Genomic DNA, 20,744 nt, shown 5'->3' on the forward strand with positions numbered 1-20,744 from the left:
GAGGCGGTGTAGTGTTGTTGAATTTTGGTCTGGCTTCGATGTTCTACCGATACAGTTGGGGGCATAATGATTGGCTGGAAGCGCAACGGGATACGGCCGTCCGGCACGTGGATCTTGCCTGCTGCCGGAGGGACAGCGCGGCTTTTCAGGTTTTGGTCGCCGCAGATGAGCCGTTTCTTCTTACCGTCAGCACAGATCCCCAGTTTTGGAAAGGAGGACCGCTGCCGGTCATCCGGCTTGATGTCGAACTGGATGCCCCGTTGCAACTGGAAGTTAAATTGATCGGCCTGGTCGAAGATGATGACCGCTGTTTAAAATCTGACGTGTTGCTGGAGAAAAGTTCGTTATTTGTGGAGCGGCGAAAAATTCAGGCTGTGTGGGTGGAGTGCCACGCGACGGAGGATACCCGGCCCGGAATTTATCATGGGAAGATCCGTTTGTACAGCCACACTCTGTTTGAAGATGAAAGGACGGCCGGTGAATGTTCCTTTTCCCTCACTGTGAAAGATTGGATGTTGCCTGAACCGAAGGAATACCAATTTTATCTTGACCTGTGGCAACATAATGCAAACATTGCCAGAAGGTATCAGGTGCCTCTTTGGTCGGACGAACATTTTGCCATTTTGGATCGTTATTTGCACAGCCTGGCCCAGCTGGGACAGAAGGCGGTCACGGCGGTCGTTTCGGAAATCCCATGGTCGGGGCAATACAGTTTTCGGGATCGGGAACCCGCCGATTTGTTCGAGTACAGCATGGTGCGGATCACTCGGGAGACCAATGGTCGGTTTTCTTATGATTTTTCCGCGTTGGATCGTTATGTGCAAATGGCGGAACAACACGGCATTGCCGCGGAGATCGAACTGTTCGGGTTGCTGGGCATTTGGCAGGACGAGGAGGCGGGCTACGGGTCGGTGATGGCGGATCACCCGGATGGAGTGCGGATCCGTTATTATGACCAAAGCTCGTGCACCTTCCGCTTTATCCGCAAACGGGCCGATTTTGACGCATATGTTCAGGCCCTGCATCACCATTTGATCGACAAGGGGTGGATCGAACGGGTTCGTGTCCTGGCCGACGAGCCAAAAGATTTTGCCCTCTTTCAGAAGCAATTGGCCGCGTTGCAGGAAGCAGCTCCGTCTTTTCGCTATAAGTTGGCCATTCATCGCACCGAGTTTATTCAAAAAAATCCGGGACCCATTCATGATTATGTCCCGATCTTGAATTGTGTCGCTGCCGAATACACCCGTCTGCTGGATCTGAAGCGGCAACTTCCGGGAAAGATACTTTTCTACGTTTGCTGTTACCCTGATTTTCCCAACACCTTTCTCTCCTCTCCGCCACTGGAAAGCAGAGTGATCCCCTGGTTGGTGGAGAAATTGCAGCTGGACGGCTTTTTGCGCTGGAATTACACGGTTTGGCCGGAAAGTCCACTGGAGAAACTCTCCTATCGCGCTCCGGGCTGGAAAGCCGGCGACATGAACTTCGTCTATCCCGGTGCTGCCGGAAAACCGTTGCTTTCACTTCGCTACAAATGGCTGCAAAGAGGCATTCGGGATTATGAATTGATGCAGCTTTTGAAGCGCTCCGGACAGTCGGAAAAAGTGGAAAATTTGTTGAACCGGGTGTTCCGTTTTCGGGATGCCGGCGAGCTGCACCCGGAAGCCCGAAAGAAAAACACGGAGCTGTACAGTTTGGAGCCGGCCGATTATGACCGCCTGATCGGCGATCTCTGACATTGAATCTCGGGAAAAAAATCCCGCATACTGACCTGCAAATTTTTCGGAAAAGAGGTGAAAATCTGCTGCCAAAGGCGGAGGAGCAGCAGAGTGTTTCCATGCCGGATATTCGTTTGCTCCAAACGGATGAACTGAAAGAGGCTGTTCAACTTTCCGACCGGATCTTCCGCAAATCCGGCCGGAGGTCGATGGTTGAATCGTTTCCCCAGGTGTTTTCTTCCAGCCTCCGGCAGTCGTTCGGTGCGTTTGCGGAGGGGAAACTGGTATCATTTGTGGGGCTGGTTCCTTCCGTAGTCCGGATCGGTTCGGCGCGATTGTCCGTGTATTCTGCCGGTTCGGTTTGCACGCACCCGGAATATCGCGGGAAAGGCTATGCCGGTGCGGTTTTGCATTGCCTTTTGTCTCATGTAGACAAAGCGGGAGCTTCCCTGTTGCTGGTGTCCGGCTATGGCCCGTTGTACAGGCGAATGGATTGTGTTCGCTTCGGAGCGGTTTCCCGTTTTACCATCGACCCGGATTCCGCAGCTGTCATCGCCAGGAAACCGGAGATGGCAAATGTCCGGTTCAGGGAACTGGAACCGGCGGATTGGTTTTCGTTGGCAAGATTGGCCGGGCTGCGCGAAGTTTGTTACGAGCAGAGCCTTTGGGATATAGCCAACCTGATCCAGGCCCGGGCGATGGCCGATTGCCTGAAGCTACATCACAAGGTGTGGGTCGCAGAGCGGGAAGGGCGGGCGGACGCTTTTGTCACAGTGGGCGTTCCTGATCAACCAAATCCGGAGCAGCCGGCGCTTGCCATCGAATGGGCGGGTCACCCCCGTCTGATTGCAGGAACGCTTGCTCATGTGTTCCGGTCTGAACAAATCGGCCGGTTGGATGTACCGGTTCCATGGTACGAAACGGAGCTGCTTGAGGCCTTGTCTCCCGCGCAGCATCAATCCGAGCAAAATTTGGGAACCGTCCGCATCATCAATCCGGAAAGGCTGATCAGTCAGCTCCGGCCTTATTTGTGTGAGAAAGACCGGCGCTCAGGTGAAAGTTTGCGGGTTTGGCAGCAGCCGGACGGCCGGATCAGGATCAGCTGCAACGGTCAGGATGATGTTCTCGATATCCGCTCGTTCGCGTCGCTGTTGTTTGACCCCGAACCGCATGATACGGGCAAGCCGGGTTTTCGATCGGCCGTGCAGAAATTGTTCCCGGTTCCGTTTCCCTATGCCGGCGGGCTGAACTATGTGTAGGAATCGGCGGAAAAGAGCGTACATGAGATCAGGCGCGGAAGGAGATGTTTCAGTCCCAGGCCGCTCATGCCGCTTTTCACGGAAGCCGGGAAAACTTACCGAATTTTAGAAGTCTCTCTTTTGCAGAATTTGTCACGACAGGTGGATTTGGAATCTTTATAATTCTGAATAAATTGACAATTTATTTTCTTAATTTTATAATACAAGTATAATACATGTATTAATTTATTGTATAAAATCGATATTTACAGAATGATATAACTCACGGAAAGACAAACAAAATCAGGAGAGAAAAGGAACCGGATCAACTGTCGGGAGCCTCGGACGGGAAGAGGGGCCCGGTTCGGCTTGCCGATGTTAATTTCATGCAAAAGGTGGATTTGGCGATGAACATGGCGCGTGTAGGAGTGTTACTGGACCGGAAGGCGGCTGTGCGCCGGTGGGAATACGGGTTGAATGTTTTTCAGGCCTATATCGGCGAAATTTTGGCTCATGCGGGGATCCCGTTCAAATGGGTGGACGGGGTGGAACAGCTGTCTGAACAATCTCTCGATGTTTTGATTGTCGCCCTGGAACGCAAAGATGCAGAAACTGCTTCCGGGATCTGGAATTTTGCCGAACGGGGAGGGACGGTGATAGCCTGCGGGAGGCTTTCCTGCCTTGCCGGACGGCTTGGGTTTTCCGAAGGAAGGACGCTGGGCCCGGGTTATGTGCAGTTGCCGGCGGAATGGGGGGCCATGAGGCCGCTGAGGTTTTTGCAGGCTGCTCCCTGGATCGCTGTGGAAAAAAATGAGCATTTTTGCCGCGGGATCGGCCGGGTTTTCAGGGATGAGCCGCATGGAGAGGAAAGCGGGGCCGCTTTGCTCCAATTTCGGGTGGGCAAAGGTGTGATCGATCGCTGGGCCGTGGAGATCGGAGAGACGGTTGTCGGGCTTCAGCAGGGGAGAGGGCCGGTGATCGAAGACGGAATTCCCGCCCCGGACGGAACCGGTTCTGTTGATGACGGAATCCTGAAAGCGGACGACCGCAGTGAAATGGACTGGGAGTTGGACCGCCGGAGAACGGAATCCGGAACTCCTTATTTTGCTTGGCCGTATGCCGATTGGTGGAGAGAAGTCCTGATCAGCCATTTGTTGAGGAGAGTGACTGGCCGGGGGATGACATTGCCTTTTCTCGGGTACTGGCCCGCCGGAATCTCGCATGTGGCGATGCTTTCCCATGACAGTGACCTGAATGTGGATGAGTCGGCCGAAGTCACCCTTTCCGTGCTTGAGGAGTGTGGGGTGAAATCCACATGGTGCATGCTCGAACCGGGATACAGCCCTCGTATTTATCAAAAGGTGCGGGCGGCCGATCATGAATTGGCCTTTCATTACAACGCGCTGGAGCAGGACGGTGGCAAGTGGGATCAAGCGGAATTCCGGCGTCAGCTCCGCTGGTTGAAAGAGGAGACGGGTCTTGAGACGGTCACTTCCAATAAGAATCACTATACCCGTTTTGAAGGCTGGGGAGAATTGTTTCGCTGGTGCGAAGCCTGCGGCATTATGTCCGATCAGACGAGGGGGCCCAGCAAAAAAGGAAACGTCGGTTTCTTGTTTGGCACATGCCATCCTTATTTTCCGATCGCCTGGTCAGATGAGAGAAACCGCATCTATGACGTGCTGGAAATCGGCTTCCTGACACAGGATCTCGATCATTTCCGTTTGGCTGACAGCAGCCTGATCGTCCCGTTTCTCGAGCAGGTGCGACGTGTGCAGGGGGTGGCCCATTTTCTGTTCCATCAGGTTCATATTTACCGGCAGCCGCTGGTGCGCGAGGCCTTGCGCAAAGTGGTCGCCGAGGCAAAACAACGGGGATTCGTCTTCTTGACCGGCAAACAGATCAACGATTGGGAACGGGCCCGCCGCAGAGTCCGGATCGAGGGCATGAACGCAGACGGTTCTGTTTGCCTGTCCAGTGACACCGACCTGGACGATCTGGTGATATGGGTTCCTCTTCCCCGCTCTCATCTACGCCGTTCAGACGGATCTGCGGTAATGAAATTCGGGGTACCCTGCGTCAGGAGAGTGGTGACTGTCAAAGCGGGGGGCAGAAATCAAAGCCGGTGAGACAACGAAAAAAGATGGGAGAGATCCGCGATGAATAAACGCAGGTTGGCGTTGCACGGCGGACCGAAAGTGAAGACATCGCCGTTTGGCACAGGCAAACGTTTTGGCGTGGAAGAAGAGAAAGAGCTGATGGAGGCGCTGGAACAAAATACGCTGTTTTACCATCACGGAAAAAAAGTAAAGCAGTTTTTGCGCGATTTTAATAAATTGTACGGCGTGAAATACAGTGTGGCCACCTCTTCCGGTACGGCTGCCATCCACGTGGCGCTGGGAGCGGCCGGAGTAAGCGTGGGAGATGAGGTGATCACGAGCCCGATTACCGACCAGGGCACGATAATCGGGATTCTTTATCAGAATGCGATTCCGGTGTTTGCCGATGTCGATCCTCATACGTACAACATGGATCCGCAATCAATCGAGTCCCGCATCACTTCACGGACCAAGGCGATTCTGGTCGTCCATCTGGCCGGCAATCCCTGCGATATGGATCCGATTATGGAAATTGCCCGCAAAAACCATTTGAAGGTGATTGAAGACTGCGCACAAAGCTATCTGAGCCGGTACAAAGGGCGGCTGGTCGGCACGATCGGGGATTACGGATGTTTCAGCACGAACGATTTCAAACATATCTCAACGGGAGACGGGGGAATCGTGACGGTCAACTCGGGAGATGAGGAGGAGTATCGCGTCGTTCACGCTTTTGCCGACAAGAATTATCAGCGTTTCGCCGGACAGGTGCAGCGGGATCTGTCCTATCTGGCCCCCAATTACCGGATGACCGAATTGCAAGGCGCGGTCGGTGTCGCCCAACTCAGGAAACTTCCCTGGATTTGTGAGAGAAGGCATCAATATGGGGAGCGTCTCAGCAAAGGCATCCGCAGTTTGCCGGGGGTGCAGGCTCCCCGGGTTTACGAAGGCGGCTGGTCCAGCTATTGGTTTTACATGTTCCGCCTCGATCTGTCAGCTCTCTCCTGCAGCCGCGAAGAGTTTTCCCGGGCATTGGCAGCGGAAGGGATTCCCAACCAGCCGGGCTATATTCCCGAAGTGATTTATTTACAGCCGCTATTTCAAAAGAGGCAGGCTTACCTGAACAGTCATTTCCCGTTTGACCTGTCCGATGTTGCTTACCCTAGGGGGCTCTGTCCGACGGCGGAGCAGATTTTGCAAACGGCGATTCGCGTTGGCATCAGTGAGTTTTTCAGCGAACAGGATATCGAGGAGATGATTGAGGCGGTTGGGAAAGTGGCATCTTGGTACGCGCATTGAGGGGGAGCGGAATGATTCTGAATTGTAGCGCCATGGGAAATGAATGCAAGGGGGCTGCGCCGATCAAGAGGATGAGGGGCGGCGGGAACGTCGGCGCGGGAGAAACGGAATGAGGGCGATGCTGGCACTGGGAACGGCCAAAGTGGACATCACTCCGCTCAAACCGGTTCCTTTGGCCGGTTTTATGAAACGGGCCGGGCCTTTTGACGGAATATCGCAGCCCCTCTACGCCAGAATTTTGTTTTTTGAACAAGAGGAGATCCTGGGCCGGAAACGGGCTGCAGTGCTCGTATCGGCGGACATTATCTGGTGGGGCCAGGAATTGACGGCAAGGTTGCAACACCGGTTGGCAGAAAGGTGGGGAATCCGGGAACCGTTTGTGATCCTGCATGCCACTCATACCCATTCCGCCCCGCAGACCACTTATCGCTTTACCCCTTCGTTGGGCAAACCTGATTCCGGGTATATGGAAAGGCTGGAAGAACGGGTCTTCGCGGGAATTGAAGCGGCAGCCGGCAGGGTCGAACCCGTGATGGCGGAACGGGGAAGAGGGGAGTGTCATTTCGGCATTCATCGCCGCAAACGGATCGGCGGCAGGATGGAAATGGCCCCCAATCCGGACGGGCCGGCTGATCCCGAAGTGAATGTGGTGCGCTTTTATACCCGGTCAGGGCAGACGAAAGCGGTGCTTGTTCACTTTACCTGTCATCCGACCACAACGGAAGAGAATTTCGTTTCTCCCGAGTATCCCGGCGTGGCCATGGAAAAAATCGAGCGCAGTTTGGACGCGGAGGCAGTGGCCGCTTTTTTGCAGGGATGTTGCGGGGATATCCGTCCCGTGTTGGTCAGGTCAGGGCGATTTTATCGGGGAAGCAGGAAAGAAGTCGCCATGCTGGGGAACACACTTGCCAATGAGGCGATCCGCCTTTTGCAGCAACCGATGGAATCGCTTCGGCCTTGCCGGTTGACGGGAAGAACGGCCAGCATTTCTTTGCCTTTTCAGAAGTTACCGACAACGGCCGAGTTGGAGCAGGTGAAAGATCAGCCGACCGTGATAGGGGAATGGGCGAGATTGCTGTTGCAGGAACCGGAACGGATTCGCCCCGGCATCCCGCTGAAGATCAATTGGCTGAAGCTTGTGGAAGGATTGTCACTGTTGACGATGAACGCGGAGATCGTAGTGGAATACGGGCTGTTTGTCAAACGGCAGTTAGGCGGTTCTGTGCTGCCTGTTCCATACAGTAACGGGATGATCGGTTATGTGCCGACAGCCGGGCAGGTGGCGGAAGGGGGCTATGAAGCGCGGGATTCGCTGTTGTACTTCGGGTTGCCCGCTCCGTTTGCCCCTTCGATCGAAGAGGAGATTTATTCGGCCATTCTCAATCTGATAGAAGAAAAATAAACGGGGGAGTTCATTTCCTGTAAAGGATTCCGGGCAGGAGGATAAAACCGTGAAATTTCTGGTGGGGATCGATGCAGGCGGCACAAATACCGTCTGTGGCCTGTTGGACGGCAGAGGCAATCTTCTTCACAAAATCCAGGAGCCTACCGAAGCGCATCTGGGTTATGAACAGGTGATTGACAAGATCGCCCGGATGGTGAAGTCGCTTCTGGCATCGGAACAAATCGCTCCCGGACAGGTGCTGGCCGTTGGCATTGGCAATCCCGGCCTGGTCGATCCGGATCGCGGGCTGGTGCGGTTCGCCGGCAATCTGGGATGGCGGGATGTCGAAGTGGTGAAGTTGCTTCAAAACAGACTGAATATTCCGGTTTTCGCAGACAATGATGTGAGAATGTACGCATTTGGTGAAGCGATCAGAGGCGCCGGAAGGGGTTATGATCATGTGCTGGCCATTACCCTCGGAACCGGGATCGGCGCAGCGATGGTCAACCAGGGGCAGATGTATTACGGCAGCGGGTTTATGGCAGGCGAAATCGGTCATATTCGCATGGACGGAGAACAGGCTCCCTGTGCTTGCGGCATGTACGGATGCCTGGAGACCGTTGCGTCGGCCACCGGCATCGTCAGACAGGTTCGCGAGGCGATTGCCAATGGAAAATCAAGCCTTTTGCAGTCGTGGTTTCCGGGTGAAAATCTGTGCAAAATCACGGCGGCCGATGTGTCCAAAGCATACGATGCCGGTGATGCCGTGGCAGTCGAGGTACTGCAGCATACCGGGAAGTTATTGGGCAAGGCGCTTTCGTATGCCGTGTCGTTGTTCAGTCCGGATGTGATCGTGATCGGCGGGGGAGTTGCCCGGGCGGGAGAACGGTTGTTGCACCCGGCCCGGGAGGAGTTGAAGCGCTTTGTTTACAAAGGATATTGGGCGCGTCTAACCATACGGACGGCCACATTGCTGGATGATGCCGGGGTGATCGGCAGCGGGCTTCTTGCCAGGCAAAGATTGGAGGAGGCATCACCCGCTCAGCTGCATCAGCATCACCGAAATGGAAATAGGGAGGAGAAATGATGGTGCAAACACACACTTATCAAGAGATTAAACGGCAACCGGAGACGTGGAGGCAGACAATCGGGATGGCATTGTCCCGGGCGGATGAGGTAAAACAAACATTTGCCGCACTTCAGCCCGAGGAAGTGATTTTTACCGGTTGCGGAACCTCCTACTATGTTTCGATCGCCGCCGCGGCTGCTTTTCAGGAAAAAACCGGACTTCCCGCCTGGTCGGTGCCTGCTTCGGAAGTGTTTCTCAACCCGGGTTCCGTATTTTCCAAAAAAAGAAAAACGATACTGGTCGGCTGCTCCCGCTCGGGCAATACTACCGAAGTTGTCCGGGCAATTGAATTTGCACGGCAGAACAAGCTGGCCCATTGTTTCGCCATCACCACCCGGCCTTCCAGCCAATTGGCCGATAAGGCGGATACGGTGTTTCATTTGTCGCACGTGCAGGAAAACAGCGTGGTGATGACTGGTTCTTTTACCAATATGTTGCTGGCAGCACAGCTGCTGGCGGGGATTCTGCCGGGAGATGAAGCATATCTGGGGGAATTAAAACGGTTGCCGGAAATCGGGGAAGACGTGATCGCCAGGGTGGAGCCGCTGGCGAAGGATATCGGAAAAGACCGGAATTTCAGCCATTATATTTATTTGGGGATGGGGGCACAGTTCGGCTTGGCCAATGAGGGAATGTTGAAGTTGAAAGAGATGACGCAACTTTTTTCCGAGACATTTAATCCGCTCGAATTCCGGCATGGCCCGATTTCCGTGTTAGATGAAAAATGCCGGGTCATCCTGCTGAGCAGCCAGTCGATCCGGCCTTACGAACGGGATGTTGTCGATGATGTGCGGAAATTTGGTGCCAATGCATTGGTCATCGGCGATCGGCTGGAAGATTTTCAATGCGATATCAAAATTGAACTGAACAGCGGCCTCACAGATCTCGCCCGGGGTGTCCTTTATCTGCCGTTTTTGCAGCTGCTGGCTTATTACCGAACGCTGGATTTGGGGCTGAATCCCGACAGGCCGAGAAATCTGGATAAAGTGGTCTTGTTGAAAAACTAGCTTATCTGGACTGGAGACGGCGGGTACAAAGAGCGAAAATTCGGCAAGCCACCGGGGGTGAAGCCCTGAAAATGGGGAGGGTCGCGGCACCCATCCGACCGGACATGCGGATCAAATCACTGAAAAAAGGGGGCCAATATATGGCGGCAATTGACTGGCTCGTCCTGATTCTCTATTTCCTGTTGATGATTGGAATCGGTGTCTGGTCATATCGCCGGGTAGGAAATGCGGAGGATTATTTTACGGCCGGCGGAAAAATGCCATGGTGGCTCGCCGGAGTGTCTCACCACATGTCCGGCTACAGTGCTGCCGTGTTTGTGGCATATGCGGCCGTTGCCTACCAGTACGGGTTCACGATCTACGTGTGGTGGGCTGTTCCGGTGTCGATTGCCGTTTTTGCCGGGGCTTTTACGATTGCTCCGCGCTGGACGCGCTTAAGGGAGCATTACCAAATCGGATCGCCGCTGGAATACCTGTCCACTCGTTACAATGTCCCGACGCACCAGCTCATGGCATGGAGCGGCATTTTGTTAAAAGTTTTCGATATCGGTGCCAAGTGGGCGGCGATTGCCATTCTCCTGCAAGTGTTTACCGGTCTTCCGCTCTCTGCCGGCATTCTGCTCTCAGGTGGTGTATCGCTCATTTACTCGACGATCGGCGGGCTGTGGGCTGATGCCTTGACCGACTTCGCACAATTCCTCATCCAGTTGGCCGCCGGGATTGCCATGTTTGTGATCGTGCTGGCCAATCTAGGAGGGATCGGCGCGATTGCCGGGATGTGGAGCCGGTTGCCGGCGGGGCATTCGGACTTGTTTGCCGGGCCGTATACGCTCTGGTTTGCGCTGGCGTTTCTGCTGATCGATTTTTTCAGCTACAACGGTGGCACGTGGAACCTGGCCCAACGATATATTGCAGCACCGTCCGGTTCCGAAGCCCGTAAGGCTGCGCTTCTCTCCGGTATCCTCTATCTCTTCTGGCCCCTGGTTCTGTTTTATCCGATGTGGGCCGCGCCGATTTTCTTCCCGCATCTGAAGCAGCCCGACCAATCTTATGCTTTGCTGGCGACGAAGTTTTTGCCGCACGGTCTGACCGGATTGGTTCTCGCCGGGATGTTCAGCCACACGATGGCCATGACCACGTCTGATGCGAATGCCATTTCCTCAGTTTTCACACGCGATATTTTTCCGAGGCTGCGCGGCAAGTGGACCATGCTGAGCAGCCGGGGCGAGTTGATCGTCGCCCGCACGACGACGCTGGTGCTTGTTTTGCTGACCATGATCGTGGCTGTGGAACAGAGAGCATTTGGCGGGGTGCTGGGACTCCTGGTCTCCTGGTTTGGGGCCTTGGTCGGGCCGGTCTCAGTCGCCATGCTGTTTGGGTTGTTGCCCGCGTTTCGCAACAGCGGACCGGCAGCCGCCATCGTCTCGCTCATGGCCGGAGTGTTCACATTTGCGCTCGACAAAACCGTCTTTGACGTCAGTGAAGCGGCACAACAAGGGTTGCCGGTGCTGGTATCGGCCATCGTTTTTGCGGTGACGGGCTGGTGTACCCGCAACCGCCGCCCGGAAGTGGAGCAAATGATGGAAGTCCTCAGCGGGGATTCCGGGGATTCAGAATCGCCCGGATGATGGCCGGCAAACGGAAAAACAGGAAGGAGGAGGCTTCCGTGAGTCGGGGATTGGAACCGATGATCAAGAAAACGGTGGATACTTTGCAGGTACATGTGTTCGAGAATCGGAATGCGATGGGAATGGCCGCTGCGGCAAAGACGGTGGAGAAGATGAAGGAAACATTGTTCTGGCAGGGCAGAGTGCGCATGGTTTTTGCCGCGGCGCCCTCGCAAAATGAATTTCTTGAGCACCTTTGCCGTGCGGACGGAGTGGACTGGACGCGTGTGACGGCCTTTCACATGGACGAGTACATCGGACTGCCGGAGGATGCGCCGCAACGGTTTTCCCGATACCTTCAGGAACATTTGTTTCGCCATGTTCAACCGGGCACGGTTCACCTGATGAACCCGGGTAATGATCCGGAGCAGGAATGCATCCGCTATGCCCGCTTGCTGAATGAAGCGCCGATTGATATTGTCTGCCTCGGAATCGGAGAGAACGGACATATTGCTTTCAACGATCCCGGTGTCGCCGATTTTGCCGATCCTGTTGTGGTGAAAACCGTCGAGCTTGATGAGGCATGCAGGAAGCAGCAGGTTCACGACGGATGTTTTCCCGATCTTGCCTCTGTTCCGAAAACGGCATTGACCCTGACTGTACCAGCGCTCGTCTCAGCCCGTCATCTCATTTGTGTTGTCCCGGGGCCCACAAAACGCCAGGCGGTGCACAGGACGCTCACGGGTCCGGTTTCTCCGGATTGTCCGGCATCAATCCTGCGGACACACGGGGATTGTATTCTGTATTTGGACGGGGAGTCTTACGGGGGGAGTCAGCATGCAGGAAACTGAGCTCCGGCTGGTTGAAGGGGTGGACTATCGAACCGGATCTCCCGTTGCCGTTGAGATTGAGGACGGCAGGATCCGCGACATTCGCAATATCAAGAGAAGTGACGATTTACCGTGGCTGGCACCGGGCTTCGTCGATCTGCAAGTGAATGGATTTGCCGGAATCGATCTGAATGCGTTGCCGCTGTCCGCTGAAGCGCTGTTTTCCTTGACCCGGATGTTATGGGCGGAAGGAGTGACGGCTTATTTGCCAACCGTCATTACCAACAGCGATGAAGCCATTGAGGAAGCGCTGCGGGTGATTGCGGCGGCAATCCGCGAAGAGCCTCTGCTCGAACGGATCATTCCGGGCATTCACCTGGAAGGGCCATTTATCTCGCCGGAAGACGGACCGCGCGGAGCCCATGATCCGGCTTATGTAAAACCCCCGGATTGGGCGCTGTTCCAACGCTGGCAAAACGCGGCTGCCGGGCGTATCCGCCTGGTTACGCTTTCGCCGGAGTGGCCGGATGCCATCGATTTTATCGAAAAATGTGTCCGAACCGGTGTACGCGTCGCGATCGGACACACGGCAGCCGGTACAGAACAGATCGCTGCTGCCGTTCGTGCGGGGGCGAGCCTGTCCACGCACCTCGGCAATGGAGCACATGCGATGTTGCCGAGACACCCCAACTACATTTGGGATCAGCTCGCCGAAGATCAATTGCTGGCAACGATGATCGGTGACGGATTTCACTTGCCCGATTCCGTGTTGAAGGTCTTTCTTGCCATGAAAAAGGAAAAGGCGATGCTGGTCAGCGATGTCGTCAGTCTCGGGGGACGCGAACCGGGGGAGTATGAAACGCATATCGGCGGGAAAGTGGTGTTGACGCCGGAGGGAAAACTGCATCTGAAAGAGCAGCCGCAGCTGTTGGCCGGTTCGGTGCAGACTTTGCGTCAGAGTGTGTCCTATTTGATCCGGAAACAACTCTGCAAGTTGCCCCAAGCTTGGGATATGGCCTCAGTCAGGCCTGCTGCTTACCTCGGGTTGCCGGCGCTGCGGGGGTTGGCGGCCGGAGCCCCGGCAGATCTGGCCGTCTTTAAACAGACAGCCGGGGAAATCCGCATTTTCCGGACGATTAAACGAGGTTGCGTCCTGCATGAAACTGGGTGACAACCGGAAAAGGAGGAGTGGTGCGTGGCGGAAACGGTCATGGAGCAGTACTTTCGCAAAATCGTGGCTCATCTGGAAAGGTTGCGGGAAGAAGCGGACGCGGTCAAACGTGCCGCGCGATTGATCGCGGATCATGTCAAACAGGACAAGATCGTGTACGTTTACGGACCCGGAGGCCATTCAAATCTGGGGGCGCAGGAAATCTTTTTCCGGGCCGGAGGGCTTATGCACATCAGCGCGATTCTCGATGAAGGCACGCTTTTAAGCGGGGGGGCCCTGCGCTCGATGGCGATCGAACGCACCCCGGGATACGGAGCGATCGTCATCGATGATTACCAGCTCGGGGCCGGTGATCTGCTCATCATCGTCAATGCTTACGGAATCAATGCGGCGACCATCGACGCGGCACTGGAAGCAAAACGGCGGGGGGTGACCACGATCGGCGTAACCTCGGTGCAACATGCCGCCATGACCCCGGAAAACCATCCGGCCCGCCATCCGACAAAGAAAAATCTGTATGAACTCGTCGATGTTGTTTTGGACTGCAAGGTGGAAGTGGGAGATGCGGTTGTCAGCATTCCCGGTCTGGAGCAGCGTGTCGCGGCGATTTCCACTTTTGCCAATGCTTACCTGTTGAACAGTCTGATGGCGGAAGCGGTACAGCTTTTGGTTCTGGAGGGAGTGACACCGCCGATCTGGATGAGCGGAAACGCCCCTGGCGGCGACGAGGCCAATGCGCGGTTTATTGATCGCTTCAAAGGACGGATCAAAAAGCTGTAGATCGTTGATCAGGCCGCGTTGTGATCTTTCTTTTGCGGAAGTGCTTGGGTTTCAGCAGATTTTCGGCCCGGGAAGAGATGCCCGGGTCTTTTGCTTGTTTCACTCCGGAACACGGAATGACGCTGATTCGTTGACTGTTTAAAATACGCGGTTGTATAATAAAATTCAGTGTCATAATTTCGGATGGAGGGTACATAGGTGTTAACGACGATTAAAGAGGCAGCCGCGCATGTCGGACAAGAGGTAAAACTGGGCGCATGGCTTTACAATAAACGCTCGAGCGGAAAAATCATGTTTTTGCAGTTGCGTGACGGAACTGGTTTTATCCAGGGAGTTTTGCTGAAAAATCAAGTATCTCCCGAGATCTGGGAAGATGCAAAAAAGTTGACCCAAGAGAGTTCCTTGTATGTTTGGGGCGTTGTCCGGCAGGATGAACGCGCTCCGAGCGGTTTTGAGTTGGACGTGACCAAGATCGAGGTGATTCAGGTTGCCGACGAGTATCCGATTGCCAAAAAGGAGCACGGTGTCGACTTTCTGATGGATCACCGCCATCTGTGGATTCGTTCCCCGAAACAGCGGGCCATCCTCAACATCCGCGCGGAAATTATCCGGGCGGTGCAGGCGTTTTTGGACAAACACGGCTTTACGCGGGTGGATCCGCCGATTCTGACTCCTTCTTCCTGTGAAGGAACCACCAATCTGTTTCACACGAAGTATTTCGATGAAGATGCTTATTTGACGCAAAGCGGTCAGCTGTACATGGAAGCGGCGGCGATGGCCCTGCGCAAAGTGTACTCGTTCGGCCCGACGTTTCGCGCCGAAAAATCGAAAACGCGCCGCCATCTGATCGAGTTTTGGATGATTGAACCGGAAATGGCTTTTGTCGATCACGAGGAGAGCCTGAAGATCCAAGAACAACTGCTTGCCCACGTGGTGCAATCCGTTTTGGATCATTGTCAGGCAGAGCTTAAAACATTGGATCGTGACATCTCCGCCCTTGAAAAAGTAAAGGCGCCTTTCCCGCGCATCACCTATGACGAAGCGGTTGAACTGCTGCATAAAGAAGGCTTTGCCGATTTTAAATGGGGGGACGACTTTGGGGCGCCGCATGAGACTAAAATCGCGGAAAGCTTTGACCGGCCGGTATTTATCACCCATTACCCGACTGAAGTAAAGGCGTTTTATATGAAGCCGGATCCCAACCGCCCTGAAGTGGTGTTATGCGCCGATCTGATTGCACCGGAAGGATATGGGGAGATCATCGGGGGCAGTCAGCGCATCGACGACCCCGAATTGCTGGAAAAGCGATATGAAGCTCACAATCTTCCGCGCGAAGCTTACCAATGGTACCTGGATCTCAGAAAATACGGGACTGTTCCCCATTCGGGATTTGGTCTCGGACTGGAGCGGACGGTGGCGTGGATCTGCGGCTTGGATCATGTTCGCGAAACCATTCCGTTTCCGCGTATGCTTAACCGTTTATACCCGTAAGGAGAATCGGGATCAAGTGAGGGGCATCGGTTCAAACCGATGCTTTTCCATTTTTCAAGTCTATTTTACGCCAAAATTCCTGTGGTATAGTAGAAAGACAAGCGAGGTGGATAAGCATGGATGGAAAAGGATCAGTGCAGACGGCTCTGGTTCAACTCCTGCAGCAGGGCTCCCTCTCTTTGCCCGTTCTCTTATTGACGGAGTATAAACGGGTCGGATTATCTGAAACGGAAGTTATGTTATTGATTCATATTCTTTTCTTTCAGGAGAAGGAACAAAAGCTGTTTCCGACGGTTAGTGAATTGGAGATGAGGATGAATCTCACACAGGAACAGATCGTCGATATGATTCAGCGGCTGGTGCGCGGCGGTTATTTGCGGATTGAACATGAGGTGAACGAGTACGGAGTCCGCAGTGAACGCTATTCCCTTGTACCGCTGATGCAACAGCTGGTTTCCTCATTTATTGACCGGGATTCGGCGGAGGAAGAGTTGGATGGGGAGACATACGATCGAGTTTTCCAGCTGTTTGAACAAGAGTTTGGCCGGCCTTTGTCACCGATGGAATGCCAAATGCTGGCGAGATGGATTGATGAAGACGGATATTCGCAAGAATTGATTGAATCCGCCTTGCGGGAAGCGGTCTTTTGCAGCAAGCTGAATTTCCGGTACATCGACCGGATTTTGTTTGAATGGCAGCGCAATAATGTGCGGACAGCGGAGGAAGCAGTGGAGTATTCGCGCAAATTCAGACAAAAAGGTATGTTATACCAGTCCGGAATCAGAGAAAAACAACATCGGGCCAGCGGCTTCTCTTTTTATAACTGGGTGAATCAAGAATGACGGAAGAGCGAAATCTTTCGTCTATTTTTTTGTCGCCGGGACAGCTATCCTCTTTAAGGCATTTGTTTGTTGCATACACTTAGAGAGAAAGGGGGGATCGTTTGTGGCTGATACGGTAGGGGTTTTGGTAAGCCGCCATATTTTTTCCGACTGCATCCGGGATCGCACGCCGTACGAAGTATTTCCCCATTACGATCAGGCCGCACGCCAAGTGGGATTAAAACCAATCTTCTTTACGATTGAGCATGTGAGATTGGCTGATCGTACCGTAGACGGATTTACCAGAGAACCTGACGGGCGTTACCATCAACAACGCCACCCTCTTCCCAAAGTGATTCATAACCGGATCAAACCCGCCGTCTTTCAGATGAAGTATCAACTTCTCCGAGCCCTGCCCGGATTGATCATCTTTAATAGGGATAACCGCATGGATAAGTGGAGAGTGGCGCAGATTCTTGAGCGGGAACCGGAGTTAAAGCCGCACCTCCCGGAAACCTTTCTCTATCAACAGCCCGTTTTGCAGAAGATGTTTGACCGCTTCGGTGCTTGTTATATAAAGCCGCGGAACAAAAGTTTGGGGATCGGCGTTTGCCGCCTGATGCACAAAAACGGGGCCATCTGGATTGAGGATGCCAAAGGGGCAAAGGGAGAAGTTCCGTTTAATCAGCTTCCGGCCTGGATTCACAAACATATTCACGCTCCTGTGATTGTCCAGCAACCGATTTCTCTGCTCACGATCAACCGGCGGCCCGTCGATTTTCGTGTTTCTGTTCAAAAAGACGGAACGGGTCAGTGGCTGGTTACCGGTATCGTAGCCAAGGTAGGAAAAGAGAATGCCGTGGCCACCAATGTGGCGGTCGGCGGCAAAGCGCGCAGGTTTGACGAAGTAATGGTCGAAGCTGGATTTACCAAACCGGCATCGGTGCGGGAAAAGATGGAGCGGGTTGCGGTGATGGCAGCCAAAGCGCTGGAAAAAAGCATTCCCGGGATGGCTGATTTGGGTCTCGATTTGGCGATTGATGAAAAAGGAGATATCTGGATCATCGAAATCAACGGACGTGATTTGCGCATTACCTTCCATCAAGCCGGTGATCTGGAATCGTGGCGGCGCACTTTTGCCGCACCGATGGAATATGCCGCTTATCTTTACCGCCAGCCGCCGGCAGAAAAGCCGGGAAAACCGACCGTGGCCCTGATCACCCCCGGAAATTTGCCTGTTCACGGTGGAAAAAGCGGCTCTGTTGAGATTGTGGCCCGGTCCTGGGCCAAGGAATTGGGAAAAAACCATCATGTGTTGCTGCTGGGAAATCAGGTGGAAGAGATGGCGGATGCGACGGCGCTCGACTTGAAAGCTCCCGTGACGCAGCAATATTACAAAAGGGTGGAACAGTCGCTCAAGTTTCTGAAACCGGATATCATCCAGGTGGAAAACCGGCCTCTCCTTTTAAACCGTCTGGCCAAAGCAGCTCCGAATGCCAAAAAAGTCCTCTTTGTGCATTCGCACACTTACCTTAACCCTCCGTACGCCAATCGCAAAGCGCTGAGAAAGTTGCTGCCCCGCTATGATTTCATTTTGACCAACAGCCGATACATGGCCGATTGCCTGAAAAAAGAGTATCCCCAGATTATGCATAAGCTGAAAGAAATCTGGCTCGGGGTGGATCTGCACCAATTTGCTTCCATTCACGATCCTGCCGTTCGCCGGCGAAGGATTGAAGAGCGAATCCGGCATCAATTAAACGGACGCCCGGTCATTCTCTATGTCGGAAGGATTATTCCGCAAAAAGGGTTGCACTTGCTGATCGAAGCCTTTAAACAAGTGCGGGAGGTGCATCCCGCTGCCGTTCTGTTAATCGTCGGCAGCAGCTTTTACGGGCGGAACGTGGAGACCGGCTATTTGCGAAAATGCCGCCAGCTGGGGCGCGAGCACGGTGAACAGATCCGTTGGTGGCCTCATATTCCGCACCAGGGGTTACCTGAGGTTTATCAACTGGCTGATGTTTTGGTCGTTCCGTCAGTTGGCAAAGAGGCATTTGGATTGGTGACAGTGGAAGGGATGGCGACCGGGCTGCCGATCTTGGCGACGCAGACCGGGGGGATTGGCGAACTGGTTGAAAACGGGGTGAATGGACGTTTGGTCTCACCGGGGCCGGGTTTGAGCAAGCGCATTGCCAAAGTATTGGTCGAGTGGTTGAACCGGCCGGATCAGCTGAAGGAAATGGGGAAAAAATCGCGCATAAGAGCGGAAAACTATTTTGGCTGGAGTAAAGGAGCCAAAGAATTAAGCGAAATTTATCACCGGTTGGCTTGAGCGATCTGCTCAAGTTTTTTATTGTAAAAAAATCTGACATCATTGTGGTTGGTGATCTCTCTGTATGATAATATACAAAACAAATGTAAGGTATTATAACATAATTGAGGAATCGGGGGATCACCATGAGGCTGGATCAAGCACTTGACTCAATGTGGATGATGCTGGCGGCCGTTTTAGTCATGCTGATGCAGGTTGGATTTGTTTTGCTGGAGGTCGGTTCGACAAGAGCGAAAAATGCCGGGCATATCGCCGTGAAACAGGTGATCGGTTTTTCGGTCGCCGCTCTCGCTTTCTGGGTTGCCGGCTATGCGGTTGCCTTTGGTGAGGGCAAGTGGATTGGCACAACGGGTTGGTTTTTGCATTTGCCCCAGGATTCGGGGGCATTGCCGATTTCGGTTTCCTACTTGTTCCAGTTTGCTTTTTTGGCCGTTTCGTTGGCCATCGCCTGGGGTGGATTTGCTGAGAGAGGAAAACTGGGGATTTATATTGTCTTTGGAGCCATTTACTCCATCTTCATTTACCCTGTCGTGGGGCATTGGGTTTGGGGGGAACACGGCTGGCTCCATCTGTTGGGAAAACAAGACTTTGCCGGTTCCACCGTCGTCCATCTCCAAGGCGGAGTCGCGGCGCTGGTGGCCACGATGATGTTGAAGCCGCGACTGGGCAAATTTGACAAACGCGGAATGTCCGTTGAAATTCCCGGTCATAACCAGGTTTACACGGTGTTGGGGGTTTTTGTCATCTGGTTTGGATGGTTCGGCTTTAATCCGGGCAGCGCCACACATGTTCAGGACGGACTGTTTGCCTATGCGGCCTTGACGACCAACCTCGCTGCTGCCGCCGGAGCCTTGACCATGTACTTCATCTCGCGCATCACTACCGGTAAAGCCGATATTTCCGCGACTTTAAACGGAGCGCTGTCTGCATTGGTGGCCATTACCGCCCCCTGCGCCTTTGTCCGGCCATGGGCGGCGGTGGTGATCGGAGCGGTTGCCGGAACCGTCGGATATTATTCAGGAAAATGGTTTGAACGAAAAGGAATCGATGACCCGGTCTCGGCCGCTTCTGTCCACGGGGCGGCAGGAGTCTGGGGAACGTTATCCTGCGGGATTTTTGCTGCTCCCGACCTGGTGAAAAATGTTGGAATTGGGAGAGCCGGTCTCTTTTATGGCGGAGGATGGGAACAGCTTGCTGTCCAGGCGCTCGGGATTGTTGTCACGATGGCATTTGTGGCTGCAGCCTCCTTTGCGGCATTGTGGGTTCTGGAGAAGGTGATCGGATTGCGCGTATCCGAACATGAAGAACGGAACGGGTTGGATTTAAGCGAGCACGGCCGTTACGGATATATCAGTCTGCCGTTTCCCGTAAACCGGGTTGAAGCACCGGATCGTCGTGAAACCGTTTGGGAATCGGGGCAAAAAGTGCTTTGAGCAGAAAGGAATGGAAATAGGGGCGGGGTTCTCTTCGGAAGGTGACCTCGCCCCTTTTTTGAATGATTTTTAGTCTTCCTTCCCGTGACGCGCTGAAAAGAGACGATTGTTTCCTCAAAACCCTTTGTACTCCGGTTCTTCCCGTTCCAGCTCTCCGACGCGACGCTCTACCTGTTCAATGATCTCAAGCACCGTCTGTGCTGCTTCAGAGAAGACTTTTTTGGCGTCCTGCGTTTGCGATTCCACGGAAAACTGCTCCAAACCTGCTTGTGCACTGCGAAGGGAAGCCAGGCAGGTTTTTACTTTGGCTGCAACAGTCATAAGCAAAACTCCTTTCTGCTGTTAATATGCGCAAAAATCGGGATGAATAGGCCGATTGGGATGCTTCCATACTATACAGAGAAAAATTAC

General features: G+C 53.8%; 16 protein-coding genes. 15 read left to right on the forward strand and 1 reads right to left on the reverse strand.

From position 1 onward, the window contains the following. The first annotated feature begins 11 nt into the window (after positions 1 to 11). The 15 genes from I8U18_RS09610 (at position 12) to I8U18_RS09680 (ending at position 20,333) form a co-directional block, all read left to right on the forward strand. Positions 12 to 1,733 carry a DUF4091 domain-containing protein gene (locus I8U18_RS09610; protein ID WP_370589383.1) on the forward strand — a complete coding sequence of 574 codons (1,722 nt, stop codon included), beginning with the start codon at positions 12 to 14 and terminating at the stop codon, positions 1,731 to 1,733. A 101-nt stretch (positions 1,734 to 1,834) separates the two neighbouring features. After that, positions 1,835 to 2,974, forward strand: coding sequence for a GNAT family N-acetyltransferase (locus I8U18_RS09615; RefSeq protein ID WP_198059241.1), 1,140 nt, complete (start codon positions 1,835 to 1,837; stop codon positions 2,972 to 2,974). Positions 2,975 to 3,360: 386 nt separating this feature from the next. Further along, positions 3,361 to 5,082 (forward strand): polysaccharide deacetylase family protein, encoded by a 1,722-nt coding sequence (locus I8U18_RS09620; RefSeq protein WP_198055775.1) that lies wholly within the window; start codon positions 3,361 to 3,363, stop codon positions 5,080 to 5,082. Positions 5,083 to 5,112: 30 nt separating this feature from the next. After that, positions 5,113 to 6,348 carry a DegT/DnrJ/EryC1/StrS family aminotransferase gene (locus tag I8U18_RS09625; RefSeq protein ID WP_198064711.1) on the forward strand — a complete coding sequence of 412 codons (1,236 nt, stop codon included), beginning with the start codon at positions 5,113 to 5,115 and terminating at the stop codon, positions 6,346 to 6,348. Between the two features lie 109 nt (positions 6,349 to 6,457). Continuing rightward, on the forward strand, positions 6,458 to 7,750 hold the full coding sequence (locus I8U18_RS09630; protein ID WP_198064712.1) for a neutral/alkaline non-lysosomal ceramidase N-terminal domain-containing protein: 1,293 nt from the start codon (positions 6,458 to 6,460) through the stop codon (positions 7,748 to 7,750). 49 nt (positions 7,751 to 7,799) lie between these two features. Further along, entirely contained in the window at positions 7,800 to 8,819 is a 1,020-nt protein-coding gene (locus I8U18_RS09635; protein WP_052153960.1) for an ROK family protein, read from the forward strand. Beyond that, positions 8,819 to 9,868, forward strand: a complete 1,050-nt coding sequence (locus I8U18_RS09640) for an SIS domain-containing protein (RefSeq protein WP_198055778.1) — start codon at positions 8,819 to 8,821, stop codon at positions 9,866 to 9,868. Before I8U18_RS09635 ends, I8U18_RS09640 begins: the two co-directional genes overlap by 1 nt. A gap of 140 nt (positions 9,869 to 10,008) precedes the next feature. Continuing rightward, positions 10,009 to 11,496 carry a sodium:solute symporter family protein gene (locus I8U18_RS09645; RefSeq protein WP_198064713.1) on the forward strand — a complete coding sequence of 496 codons (1,488 nt, stop codon included), beginning with the start codon at positions 10,009 to 10,011 and terminating at the stop codon, positions 11,494 to 11,496. 59 nt (positions 11,497 to 11,555) lie between these two features. Continuing rightward, positions 11,556 to 12,326 (forward strand): glucosamine-6-phosphate deaminase, encoded by a 771-nt coding sequence (locus tag I8U18_RS09650; RefSeq protein WP_198064736.1) that lies wholly within the window; start codon positions 11,556 to 11,558, stop codon positions 12,324 to 12,326. After that, entirely contained in the window at positions 12,313 to 13,476 is a 1,164-nt protein-coding gene (locus tag I8U18_RS09655; protein WP_198059237.1) for an N-acetylglucosamine-6-phosphate deacetylase, read from the forward strand. The genes I8U18_RS09650 and I8U18_RS09655 overlap by 14 nt, the downstream gene beginning before the upstream one ends. A 24-nt stretch (positions 13,477 to 13,500) precedes the next feature. Beyond that, positions 13,501 to 14,256 carry a sugar isomerase domain-containing protein gene (locus I8U18_RS09660; RefSeq protein WP_235281594.1) on the forward strand — a complete coding sequence of 252 codons (756 nt, stop codon included), beginning with the start codon at positions 13,501 to 13,503 and terminating at the stop codon, positions 14,254 to 14,256. A gap of 198 nt (positions 14,257 to 14,454) precedes the next feature. Beyond that, on the forward strand, positions 14,455 to 15,747 hold the full coding sequence (gene asnS / locus I8U18_RS09665; RefSeq protein WP_033099711.1) for an asparagine--tRNA ligase: 1,293 nt from the start codon (positions 14,455 to 14,457) through the stop codon (positions 15,745 to 15,747). A 116-nt stretch (positions 15,748 to 15,863) separates the two neighbouring features. After that, positions 15,864 to 16,589 (forward strand): DnaD domain protein, encoded by a 726-nt coding sequence (locus I8U18_RS09670; protein WP_033099712.1) that lies wholly within the window; start codon positions 15,864 to 15,866, stop codon positions 16,587 to 16,589. A gap of 103 nt (positions 16,590 to 16,692) precedes the next feature. Beyond that, on the forward strand, positions 16,693 to 18,900 hold the full coding sequence (locus tag I8U18_RS09675; protein WP_198064714.1) for a YheC/YheD family protein: 2,208 nt from the start codon (positions 16,693 to 16,695) through the stop codon (positions 18,898 to 18,900). A 125-nt stretch (positions 18,901 to 19,025) separates the two neighbouring features. Beyond that, positions 19,026 to 20,333: an ammonium transporter gene (locus tag I8U18_RS09680; RefSeq protein WP_198064715.1), complete on the forward strand. Its 1,308-nt coding sequence runs from the start codon at positions 19,026 to 19,028 to the stop codon at positions 20,331 to 20,333. A 114-nt stretch (positions 20,334 to 20,447) separates the two neighbouring features. Here the strand turns inward: I8U18_RS09680 and I8U18_RS09685 are convergent, their stop codons facing one another. Beyond that, positions 20,448 to 20,654: a DUF1657 domain-containing protein gene (locus I8U18_RS09685; protein ID WP_033099714.1), complete on the reverse strand. Its 207-nt coding sequence runs from the start codon at positions 20,652 to 20,654 to the stop codon at positions 20,448 to 20,450. Positions 20,655 to 20,744: the final 90 nt, after the last annotated feature.

The sequence above is a fragment of the Thermoactinomyces sp. CICC 10522 genome (genome assembly GCF_016055075.1).
GTDB lineage: Bacteria > Bacillota > Bacilli > Thermoactinomycetales > Thermoactinomycetaceae > Thermoactinomyces_A > Thermoactinomyces_A daqus.